12 protein-coding genes and 1 pseudogene are annotated in these 11,273 nt (G+C 41.0%); 5 read left to right on the top strand and 8 right to left on the bottom strand.

The annotated features are described in order from the left end of the window. Positions 1-66: 66 nt before the first annotated feature. The 4 genes from stoA to MST20_RS02950 form a co-directional block, all read right to left on the bottom strand. On the bottom strand, positions 67-558 hold the full coding sequence (stoA, locus tag MST20_RS02965) for an endospore biogenesis thiol-disulfide oxidoreductase StoA (RefSeq protein WP_243940026.1): 492 nt from the start codon (positions 556-558) through the stop codon (positions 67-69). Between the two features lie 63 nt (positions 559-621). Beyond that, positions 622-1,962, bottom strand: a complete 1,341-nt coding sequence (locus MST20_RS02960; protein WP_075753111.1) for a polysaccharide biosynthesis protein — start codon at positions 1,960-1,962, stop codon at positions 622-624. A 179-nt stretch (positions 1,963-2,141) separates the two neighbouring features. Then, positions 2,142-2,750, bottom strand: coding sequence for a cell wall hydrolase (locus tag MST20_RS02955; RefSeq protein WP_243940024.1), 609 nt, complete (start codon positions 2,748-2,750; stop codon positions 2,142-2,144). Between the two features lie 229 nt (positions 2,751-2,979). Further along, positions 2,980-3,198, bottom strand: a complete 219-nt coding sequence (locus MST20_RS02950; protein ID WP_409365392.1) for a hypothetical protein — start codon at positions 3,196-3,198, stop codon at positions 2,980-2,982. Positions 3,199-3,340: 142 nt separating this feature from the next. Here MST20_RS02950 and MST20_RS02945 point away from each other — a divergent pair, with 142 nt between their 5' ends. Continuing rightward, a complete protein-coding gene (locus MST20_RS02945) occupies positions 3,341-3,529 on the top strand; it encodes a YkvS family protein (RefSeq protein ID WP_003181225.1) in 189 nt (62 codons plus the stop codon). A gap of 259 nt (positions 3,530-3,788) precedes the next feature. Here the strand turns inward: MST20_RS02945 and MST20_RS02940 are convergent, their stop codons facing one another. The 4 genes from MST20_RS02940 to MST20_RS02925 form a co-directional block, all read right to left on the bottom strand. Beyond that, the gene (locus MST20_RS02940) at positions 3,789-4,643 is read right to left on the bottom strand and encodes a DUF1672 family protein (protein ID WP_243940022.1); all 855 of its coding nucleotides are present in this window, start codon (positions 4,641-4,643) and stop codon (positions 3,789-3,791) included. Positions 4,644-4,819: 176 nt separating this feature from the next. Continuing rightward, positions 4,820-6,922, bottom strand: coding sequence for an SA1320 family protein (locus tag MST20_RS02935; RefSeq protein ID WP_243940020.1), 2,103 nt, complete (start codon positions 6,920-6,922; stop codon positions 4,820-4,822). Between the two features lie 11 nt (positions 6,923-6,933). After that, entirely contained in the window at positions 6,934-7,863 is a 930-nt protein-coding gene (locus MST20_RS02930; RefSeq protein WP_243940018.1) for a DUF1672 family protein, read from the bottom strand. A 539-nt stretch (positions 7,864-8,402) separates the two neighbouring features. Continuing rightward, the gene (locus MST20_RS02925) at positions 8,403-8,795 is read right to left on the bottom strand and encodes a hypothetical protein (protein WP_377903012.1); all 393 of its coding nucleotides are present in this window, start codon (positions 8,793-8,795) and stop codon (positions 8,403-8,405) included. Between the two features lie 360 nt (positions 8,796-9,155). On the opposite strand from MST20_RS02925, the gene MST20_RS02920 reads away from it, so the two are divergent. The 4 genes and pseudogenes from MST20_RS02920 (at position 9,156) to MST20_RS02905 (ending at position 11,142) form a co-directional block, all read left to right on the top strand. Next, complete coding sequence (locus tag MST20_RS02920; protein ID WP_243940013.1) at positions 9,156-9,638, top strand: DUF2975 domain-containing protein; 483 nt, start codon at positions 9,156-9,158, stop codon at positions 9,636-9,638. Positions 9,639-9,648: 10 nt separating this feature from the next. Then, positions 9,649-9,870, top strand: coding sequence for a helix-turn-helix domain-containing protein (locus tag MST20_RS02915; protein WP_020451161.1), 222 nt, complete (start codon positions 9,649-9,651; stop codon positions 9,868-9,870). A gap of 110 nt (positions 9,871-9,980) precedes the next feature. Continuing rightward, positions 9,981-10,772 (top strand): DUF817 domain-containing protein, encoded by a 792-nt coding sequence (locus MST20_RS02910; protein WP_243940011.1) that lies wholly within the window; start codon positions 9,981-9,983, stop codon positions 10,770-10,772. 196 nt (positions 10,773-10,968) lie between these two features. Further along, a pseudogene (locus MST20_RS02905) lies at positions 10,969-11,142 on the top strand (DUF8096 family protein). Positions 11,143-11,273 lie beyond the last annotated feature (131 nt).

Here is an 11,273-nt window from a genome sequence, read left to right as displayed (position 1 = left end):
TTATTATAATTTCTTCATGATATTAATTATCATTTACATTCCAAAAAAAAAAGCTGAACTCCCGGCTCAGCTTTTCCCTGCCCATTCTTTCATTTGTTCCACAGTAATGGGTCCGACAACCGATTTCTCCAGCTCTCCTTTTTCGTTAAAGAAAAATGTCGTTGGAATCGTCATGACATTGTAGGCTTCCATCATTTCACCCTTTTTGTCAAAAACGATCGGAAATGTCAGCTTGTTTGCTTTAATAAACTGTTTCACCTTCTGTTCGTTTTTTTCGGCATTCAGCAAATTCACGGTCACGAGCTTTACGCCGGATTGCTTGCTTTCATAGTAGGATTGGAATCGCGGAAGCTCTTCACGGCACGGCGGACACCAGGTCGTCCAAAAATGAACGATCGTCTTTTGGCCTTCGGCGGGAATGACGACGCGCTGCCCCTCCACCGTGTTCATCTGCATGACTGCCGGAGAAGCATGTTTTGCAGAGGCCTGCGGCTGAAATAAGAAGGCTCCGAAAAAAAGCACCAGGATGAGCGGGTAAATAAGACTGATTCTTCGCATATGAACTCCCCTTCTTTTTAGTATTAGCTTCCCCGCAAAAACCAAAACTATGAAGAGGGTCAATCAGCGGCTTTCGATTCTCGGAGATCGGGATTTGTTTGTCAACAAAAGCGTGACGCCCAGCTCTTTGCAAATCGTCACATAATGCAGCGCCGTCAGCAAAATCATCCCGGTATTCATCGCAAGGATGATCCCCGTCATCTGCAATGTCTGCATAGATCCGAGAACATACATCATCAAAAACGACAAGACACTGGCCCATACGTTATGATAAAAGGCATCTTTGGCCAACCCCATTCCGATTAAACAGGCCTGAAACGGCATGGCGAAAAAGTGAAATAAAAAGTACGGCCACAGCATTTTTAGGTAAAACGACGCCTTGACCGAATCGAAAAATAAGTGGGTCAGCGGCTCTGCAAAGTGATACATCACCATAACGGACGGTATTCCGTAAAACAGCGTGATGAAGATCGCCTGTTTAATCCGTTTGATCACTCTTTCGTATTGTCCGTAAGCGTAGCTTTCGGAAATGCTCGGGATCATGACGACCATCAGTGAATGGGCGATAAAAGCCGGAAAAAAGCCGATTGTCATCGCCACCCCCGAAAGCATGCCGAACTGGTCGATGGCCGATGTTCTTGATACGCCAGCGGCAAGCAGCGTCCCCTTCACCAAAAAAGGTTCAACGGCGTTTGTCACAGCGTGAAAAACGCGCAGCCCCGTCGTCGGGATCGAAACAGTGAGCAGGCGTTTTAAAACATCGTTTCTCCGCAAGTGGATCTGCTGCCCTTTTTGAGCGGCGCGCCTGACCAAAACAAACTGCGAAAACAAATAAACAAACACGACCACTTCACTTGCAACGAGGACAAACAACGAGATCAGAAGAGAAGTATCCAATTCAAAGGAATACCATTGAAAAAATAAAAACAAGCCGATGAGCTGAAAGATTTTTTTCAGGGCATTCGCCGTTGCGATTTTACCCATTTGCTGAACGCCCATGAAGTAGCCTCTCGCGATCGACGTAAATGCAACCGTAGGGATCATCCCGATCACAAGTCCTCTGATCAGAGGGTGGTAAGAATCAAAAACCGGAATAAATGGAAGAATGATCACTGCAGCTGCCGTGGAGAAAACCGTGCAGACCGCAGTCATCCGCAAAGCATGTTTCAGCATGCTTTCGTGCAGCTTCGGGCTGGACTCGGCGATAAACTTCGATATCGATACAGGCAGCTCAAGGCTCGCAATCACCACAACTAAAAAAATGGAAGGCAAAACACTCATGTAGAGCCCCATGCCATGCTCGCCAAGCTCCCGTGCAAGAATCATGTTGATGACGAATTCAAGACATTCTGCAAAAAAAGCAGCTAGCGAAAGAAGAACGATTCCTTTTACAAAACGGTTCATGAGGTCTCTCCTTGTCTCACGGGTTTATCCCATCATATGAGACAAGTCTAAAAATTATTTTCTTTTTCATTGAAAATTGATTTTCATAAAGGATCAAAAACAATTTTTTCTTAGGCTGTGAAAAGTGAGAAAGAATCGCATATAAAAAGCAGTCAAGGCGGATGGCCCTGACTGCTTTTTTAGATCGCGAAGACATGATTGCCGATGCGTTTCACGACTTTTCTCGTTTTAATCCAGTCATCAGAAGCGATGTCGGGATTATAGAAAAATAAAGCGTCTGTTTCTTTTTTATTTTGATCTACCGCTTCTTCCACAGCTTCAACTGATTCGCGGTCTGCTTTTTTCTCGATGCTGCCGTTTAGAACGGGCTCAAAAGCGTTTCTTTGATAGATCACGCTTTTTACGCTGTCAGGAAATCGGCCGTCTTCCACCCGATTCAGGACGACATTGGCGACAGCCACTTTTCCTTCAAATGACTCGCCTTTCGCTTCGGCATGTACAAGCCTTGATAAAAGATCTTTTTCTTTATGTGTAAGATCAGTCGTCTCTTCTTCAAGCTCTTCTTTTTCCTGCTCCTCTTCAACTGGCAGATGCGCGGCTTCAACGAAGCTTTTTTCATCTGTCAATTGAAAAGCAGGATTTTCATCTTGTTTAAGGCTTTCCATCAGCCGTTCCATTTCCTGTTTATCTTTTTTCGAGAACAACATGACAGCTTGAGCATGCTCGATTCTTGCTGCCGGCAGCATGCAGATTAAAAACGCAGCTAGCGCAGCAAATTTCGATTTCATTTCCTTCCTCCTTGTCAAATCTTCATCGAAAAAAACATATGTTTTACACTAACAAGACGAATCGCTGATTTCATTGCCAAAATGTTGGCATGTCTTCCATCAAACCGCCCGGTTGTCACATTATTGCAGACAGCCGGACGATTTCATGCAGAATACACCAAAATCTCCAGAAACATATGGCTTCACGCAAATAAAAAAAGCTTTCTCAGCCGGTCTGAGAAAGCTTTTTTCAGCTTCTTGCCTCTTTCATATATTGAAATATAATATTTCCGCCATGCTGGGCAATGCCGCGAAAACGCTTAAAATCTTCCTGTTTTGTTAAGATGGCTCTGAAAGAAAGAAAATCTTCTTTTTTCACATGGAGTTCATGAATGCTCCCTGACCTTAATTGCTCGATCTGATCGATGGCATTTTGCTCTGTCACCTGTTCTCTCCCCTTTTCTCTCATCATCTTTAACTAATTAACTATAACATTAAGTCACACCAGGTACAACAATAGTGATGCCGCTTCCCAAATCGCTTTACTTCTCCAAGAAAATATTGCAAAATACTTTCAATAGGTTAATTTACTTTAAAGGAGAGGAAGTCACTTGAAAATTGCAAAAGTCGGGAACGTCATCGAATTTAAAAACGGACTCACCGGAATCGTAGAGAAAGTAAACGAAAACTCTGTGATCGTCGATGTCACGATTATGGAAAACTACAGAGACTTGGAATTGGACTCCTTAACCGTCGTCAACCATAAAAACTATAAAATTATTAAAGATTCCCTGCATTAATCAGCCGCCCTTTACAGCAAATATTCACGATTTCCACGCAGCTTTATTTCCACAAGTTTTTCTACAAAAGGAAAAACCGCCTGCCACCCGGCTTCGGCGGTTTTTTTCCACTTTTCCCTACACGTCCCGAAAAAATTTGCGCAAATCGCCGTAATCGACTTTACTTTTAACTAGACAGCTGAAAAACCCGGCGACCGCGCGGAATGAAATGCTGACCGCTTTCCGGCTCATATCAATACGTAATCAGCTTAGGAAGACATTATCGTCCAAGCGTGCTTTTTCTTCGATTATATCCGAAGTTTTTATCGATTCTATTGTCATTCAAGTAAATGCTGTATGTCCCTGGAGCCAGATCTTCCATGTCTTCGATATCCTGCACCACTTGATTATAAATACGTTCGCTTGGCCTTGTATGTGCTTTTTTCATATATAACTGTATATTGACATCACATGATTTTGGGGTGATTTCTTCATCTTCTAATTTTTCCTGCCAGTCTTGTTTGCTTCTTTTCGGGTTTTCTAAATATGCTGAATAAAGGTCATCCTTCCAATCAGCAGTTAAAGAAACAGCATAATAAGGCGTCTGATATCCCTTACCGCTTGTGTTATCAACGGCTGCCTGCGTTTTGCCAACAATCGGCTCTTCTTCTGTCAGCTTCTCTAAATAGTAATCTAGCGCGGCAAATTCGTCTTCAAAAGCCAATGCGTATATTGCGCTCGTAATCGAGTCTTTCACATCGAACTCCGATGAGCTGATCGCGTCAGTCTGCACCTCTTTCTTGTCCAAATCAATTTTAATTTTTGCGCTTGTGTAGAAATGCAATTCTCCGACCGATTCAGCATACACCGTAACAAATCCATGCCCTCCGACAATGTTATGGACTTTTACCTTCGTCCTATATTGATCCAAGAAATAGTCTTTTACAGTTTTTTCAACCTCATCTCGATGCGCTTCCGCGATCTCAGCGGTTTCTTTCTGATAACCCCTGCTCTGAATATGAAAGTCTTGTCCTGTGTAATCTTGGACGCTAATTTCAGAATCCTCTCTGTTTTGACATCCGCCTATAAATAAAAGTAAAACCATTCCAAATGCTGCTGCTTTTTTATATTTCAAAACTGTATCCTCCAGTTCATACTGCAATGACCTAATACGTTTTTATTGAATCCGTTCCATGTTTGCTAATTCTTAAGGCTTCAGCTGCCGTTCACAGAAAAATTCACGATTTCCACACATTTTTCTACAAAAGGAAAAACCGCCTGACACCAGGGCGCCGCGTTCTTTTCTCTGCCCTACATCGTCCCGCGTTTTACATCAGCACGAAGAAGTTTAATATTGTTTAAGATGTCTTTTGAAGCATCGCACAGTGCGGTAATCGATTTCGCTTTTTGATTGGACAGCTGGAAAACAATGTCCTGAAAAAGCAATTCCGTTTCTTCAAGGATAGAGTCAGCAGCCGTATTGTAAATGTTAATGTAGTTGAAATGAACCTGTTCAAAAATAGCATTGTCGATATACGGTTTGAATTTATGAATAAAAATAGGAAGAAATGCCATTAAATTACCTACCGCTTTACGTACGCCTTCCACCGTTGCCGCGATTTCATCCAGCGGCTTCACCGCATGGTCTATCGCACTTTTTATTCTCTCATCCCAATCAGAGAACATCCCGAATAGTTTCCCGGGGAGGGCTAAACACAGCAAGAGATTCGCCGACCCTTTTATGGAAGCAGACGCAGCTTCCAAGCTCAATTCTAACGCCAGCAATGTATCAAATAGGATGTTCGCGACAGGAACGAGGCTTGCGTTCAGAGAACCCGCCATCGTCGCCACTGAACTATTTACATGACGGTCTTTTAATTTCAAACGATCTTTTAAATAGTCAGATTCCTCAAATTGAGATTGAACAGATACCGGAACCGTTGTCTTTTGCTGTGCAGGTGCTTTGCGGCTTTTGATGTCTTGGGCAGCGCTGCGGTCGCTCGTTTGAAAGCCTTCTCCCGCCGCCTGAACTTGACGGATAAATGTCTTAACCTTTTTTTTCAAACTGTTTTCATTCTTTCCGACGATGACAAAATGGCTGTAGATTTCATCGGCAACAGCGTCAGCGAATCCCATGGCAGGATTGACGAATACCTCAGATATCTCCTGTCGAACCATGTTTGTCAGCGCATGAGTCAGACTGTCAATATCATGTTTCAGTCCGTTCAAATAACCCCTTATCTCACCTGTAATGCTTTCCACACTAATATCCGTTTGAAAAACATATTCAATCAGTTCAGAAGGAGGCGAATTCAATACCACATTTAAAGAGCGACACTTTTCTTCAGCCGTATCCAGCAATGCAATTAAGCTGTCGATCAAGTATTTTAAAAGATTGCCTGCTTGTGATATTCCGATGAACAATGGATCGCCGAATGCTCTTTCGAACATGTCGGTAAATGTCTCACGAAGATCCGCTAGACGTTTTGGTTTCAGATCTTTTTCATGTTCAACGATATCATTGGAATGATGAAGATACTCTGAAACATATCCCAACCGTCTCAGCACATCGCTTTCCAACGCAGCTGCAAGCAGGTCAAGGTTTTCTTTATTAATCTCAATCTTGTTGGAACCGATATTTCCGTATAACGGCTCCCCCGTCCAAATGCTCGTCACGATATGATCGCTGGCAGAAACATAAATTCGGCCGTGGCCCGGTTTTCCTTTTTCGCCGATTTCGACCGATTGGCCTTCCTCTGTATTTTCCCCCATTCTATAGCCCATGTGGTTGGACATAAAGGCGGAAACAAGCGGAACACCATTATCAATTTCAATCACTTTTCCCGGAATCCTGTCCCCGAGCAGCACGCCTTCCTCCGCCAATGTCAGCGGATCATACTTACTGAAATAGTTTGTGATATTGGGATAGTCTTGATCCCGGTCCACTTCGCCTTCCGGAAGAATCGAAGGATTAATCGTCACGGCCTTCACATCGGGATGCTCCACGGCCACTGCATTTGCCAATCCCCCGCCAAGCGAGTTACCGCAGACTGCGTTTAGTTTATCGCCGTATTTGGCTTTCATCTGGTCGTAGTAGTCGCGGGCAGCTTCTACTTGTTTCGGCGTTATACTGCCGGCCATCTGTGCGTCGGTGAGAATGTCTTGCATGCCGTTTTTTTTACCTGCGTCTGTTCCTTGGTAGACGATTGTGTATTTTCCTGTTTCCAGGTTTTTCAATGTAATGACATCTAGTCCGGTTGGGTCGTTGTATTTGACATCCTTAACCTTATAAACTACTTTATTTATGTAAATTTTCCTTCCAATATCTTGGTGTTTATAAGCATGGTATCCTGCTAATTCAACTAAATCTTTATCATTTATATTATTGCTTTTTCTATCCGACGATGAAGCCATCTTGAATCTCCTTATTTTTCTTTGATAATCTCTTCAGAATCAAGACTATTATCTTTTGATCCCGTCGCAGTCCGTTTACCAATCATATTGTCATGTAAAAGCACACTATAAATTCCTAGCGGCAAACCGTTCATTTTTTTAATATCTTTTGATATTTGTTCAATAATTGACGGATCTGGTTTTACATTTTTGTTTTTCATGAATAATTGAATTGTAATATCTATACTCTTTTCATTCATTTTTTGATTCATTAAAACTTTTTCCCATTCTATTTTACTTCGATCAGGATTTTCTAAATACATTTTGCTAAGATTGATACCAAAAGCATCCGGGGATATCGATATATAGTAGTATGGTGTACTATATCCGTTTCCACCTACATTTTCCACAGCTTCTTTAGTTAATCCAATCAGGTTATGTTTTGTAGTAAACTCTTTCAAATACTGATCTAGATTCTTGAACTCCTCGCTATATACCATCGCATAAATTCCTGTTCTAATGGCATCTTCCACTTGACCTTCTTCAGACCATACTTTATCAGCCATTACTTGTTTGTTCTTCACATCAATCGGAACAACCGCATATGTATAAAAATGCGGCTCGCCTTCAGATTCTACAAAAACAGAAGCAGCATTAAGCGCTCCAACAATATTATGCACTTTCACTTTCGTCTTATATTTATCCAGAAAAAATGCTTTGACGGCTTTTTCGATCTCTTCATGGTGGGCTTCAGCGATTTTAGTTGTCGCTTGTCCGCCATCAAGTGCATAGCCTTGCCCTGTATAATCTTGTACACTGATTAAATTTTGATCATGCTCTGCTTGGCTATTAGTTTCTGTTTTTTCACTGTTTTTGTCATGATTTCCTAGATCCAAGTTCATGCATCCTCCCAGAAGTATTGGGATACCAATACTGAGCGTTATAATTTTTTTGTATTTCATTATTCATCCTCCTCTGATGAGGTTTGTTTTTCTCAAAATGACCTTATACGTCCTTAGAAACCTCAATACCGAGGGCCGGACGCTTCTCCATCCGGACCGAAGAAAATTTTCCCATTGATCAGGAATCGCTTTATTATAAATCAAGAAACATCCCATTTGAATCATTTGATGCGTATTTTAAGGTAGGGATAAAGCAAATGAGACATTAGAACTAACAGAACACCTCTTGATCGAAATAATCGAAGACTTCAGAATTAGGTATATGTATTCATTTTTTATTAAGCACCCGTACATTTAGATCATTGAATGTGGTTAGGATTTTCTTTAAAGAAGTTTAAATGACATGGATAAAGATGAGGAATTAAAGAATAAGAACATCCCGATTCGAATAATTGGGATGTTCTTATGTTTTTCCGCCTTGTCAAACTTTCTATGGTTGTTCAGGCGATAACCTTTATCAGGTCGGTATCTCAGGAGGTGCCTTGCAGTAAGACCATAGACCCGATCAGTCTGAGCGGGCGATGTTTCCCTTTTTTAAATTACCAGTCCGGCTCCTCATGTTCAAAGCCATAAAATCCTTTGAGGATCACGTCCCCGCACCCGGACACTTTAGTGATCTCTAAATAATGATTTCGAAACGGTGTTCCCGCTACTTTGTCCGCAGCACTTAAGTTGAGATGATTTCCAGTGAATTCTTTCTCGCTTAACGTATAATGATTCCCGCCCAATGAAATCCTCTGTAACTTGATGTTGAGCGTGCATCCTTCCGCATTGAATATCGTAAATTTGTAATAAAGCCAAGTTGGATAATAATTTGGATTCGTATCATCAGCCATGAAAAAGCCTTTGTTTTCTTCTGCCATTATAAAGCTCTCTTTTTTCTCGTCTTTTGTGATCTTTGCCAGTGTCTGTTGTACGTTCAAATTTAGCATTAATAAAAGTGTTAGCACATTACAAGCCAAAAACTTTTTCATCAGCATCCCTCCTCCTTTTTACCATATTATAATCCTAATTCAATAAAAAGGAAATTAAGTTTTTGATTCCTGTCGTTTCGATTTCACAATCAAAAATTGGTAAGCCGAAAGAAAAGCTTAAATCGCTGAAGGATTAAGAGAGAGTCCTTTTTGAGACTGATAAGTGTTAAAGAAATTCAAATGCATCCCCCCCTTAATGAGGAGTGCTTTTTCACCTTGTCTAAATCAATAACAAAATAACTTTTTTCAATATTTTTTTATTGTAAAACGATAAATAATATGTTAAATTCAAATCGACAAATAAGTGAGGTGCTCTTTATGAAACGTGGATCAACACTCTTTTTAAAGATAGCTGTTATTCTTATTGGAATCCCAGTTCTTGCTTTGTGCATATTTTTCGTGCCAAAAATAGCGAATTTTGCAGCTGAATTGTACCCGGATATTTCTTATCTGAAATATCTCGTTTACATCGATTTGTATGCAGCGGCGATACCTTTTTACTTTGCTCTGTATCAAGCCTTTAAACTTTTAAGCTGTATTGACCACAATAAAGCTTTCTCGAAATTATCGGTACGGGCTTTAAAGAATATAAAATACTGTGCAATCACCATCAGTATTTTATTAGCGGCAGGCATGCCTCTCTTCTATCTCACCGCGGAGATGGACGACGCTCCTGGTATCATACTCATCGGACTGGTACTTATTTTTGCTTCAATGGTTATCGCGGTCTTTGCTGCTGTTCTCCAAAGGCTATTGCAAGAAGCGATCGATATAAAATCAGAAAATGATTTAACAGTCTGAGGTGAAAACAATGGCAATTATCATTAATATTGACGTGATGCTGGCTAAAAGGAAAATGAGCGTAACGGAACTTTCTGAGAGGGTTGGAATCACAATGGCGAATCTTTCCATATTAAAAAACGGTAAGGCAAAAGCCATTCGATTATCAACTTTAGAAGCGATTTGCAAGGCTTTAGAATGTCAGCCCGGAGATATTTTGGAATACCGAAGTGATGAAGACACCCATGATTAAAAATTTAACCTATTCGGCGGTGATCTTATGCGCATACCCGTAAGTCTGTTTAGCTGCAATACAAAGCCGGCCTCCCATATATTCAGAAAAAAACTTCGGAGGCATATATCATGAAAGCACTAAAACAACTCGTTCGTTTTGGTTGGGAGCAGTCCTTGTCATGTTTATTTCCTGTCGTTATTTTTGCCTCTTTGGCAATTACACAAACCATCCCACTTCCCTTCTTGCCGCGGTATGACTGGCTGCTCATCATCTGTGTTCTTATGCAATGGTGGATGGTGCGTTCCGGGCTTGAAACACGGGATGAATTAAAAGTAATCACATTGTTTCATATTATTGGACTAGCTCTTGAACTTTTCAAGGTGCAAATGGGCTCCTGGTCTTATCCGGAAGAAGGTTATTCCAAAATCTTTGGAGTGCCTTTGTATAGCGGCTTTATGTACGCAAGTGTCGCCAGTTATCTTTGTCAGGCGTGGAGGAGGCTCAAGGTTGAACTGGTTAAGTGGCCGCCGTTTTTCGTCGTTGTACCTCTTGCCGCTGCGATTTATTTGAATTTTTTCCTCCATCATTATTGGATTGACGTCCGCTTTTGGTTATCTGGACTTGTGATAATTGTCTTTTGGAAATCATGGGTCATATACGAGGTTAATGGAATTCGTTACCGTATGCCGCTCGCACTTTCTTTTGTGCTCATTGGATTTTTTATATGGATAGCCGAAAATATCGCAACGTTTTTTGGAGCTTGGACATATCCAAACCAAACTAGCGCGTGGAGTCTCGTTCATGTAGGGAAAGTGAGTTCATGGCTCTTATTGGTGATTGTCAGCTTTCTAATCGTAGCCACGTTAAAACAGGTTAAAGGGAAAGATTCCACTAGAGTGGATGCCGGTCAATTTTTATAACTTATTTTAAAGGGTATCAAAGAGCTATGGGACCTGTTGCAGACATCAATAAAAAATTTTCTTTAAGCTGATCATTCACATATCGAATTACTCCTTTAGTAGGTCATAAGACTTGATCACCAAGATTCATTTTCCTGGAGAAAACGTTGAATCCTCCGTCCTCTTACGTATCCTATTAGTTGGAGATCGTTGGCGAATGGATTACGAAATAAAAGGATATGATATTACGTTGGTATACGATTATAACGAATAACCGGACGGTCTTTATGGCCGGTGAGACAACTGCGATTATCCGCTATTCAAGAGCTCGGTAAAGGACGAAATTTACCTTCGAGAATGCTGCAGATGTGGCATGAATAAGAGCATATAGAATATCAGGCGCCATAACAGGCGTCTTTTTGTATTGCTTTAATTGCGGTATGCCGAAAATTTTTTCATTTTTCAACCTATTATCTCCCTAAGTATAGTAATATATTTACAAAAGGGAAATAAAAAGGGAGA

It is taken from the genome of Bacillus sp. B19-2, from assembly GCF_022832475.1.
GTDB classification, from domain to species: Bacteria; Bacillota; Bacilli; order Bacillales; family Bacillaceae; genus Bacillus; species Bacillus paralicheniformis.
Note: the sequence above shows the minus strand (reverse complement) of the source record. Positions and strands in the feature narration are given on the sequence as shown.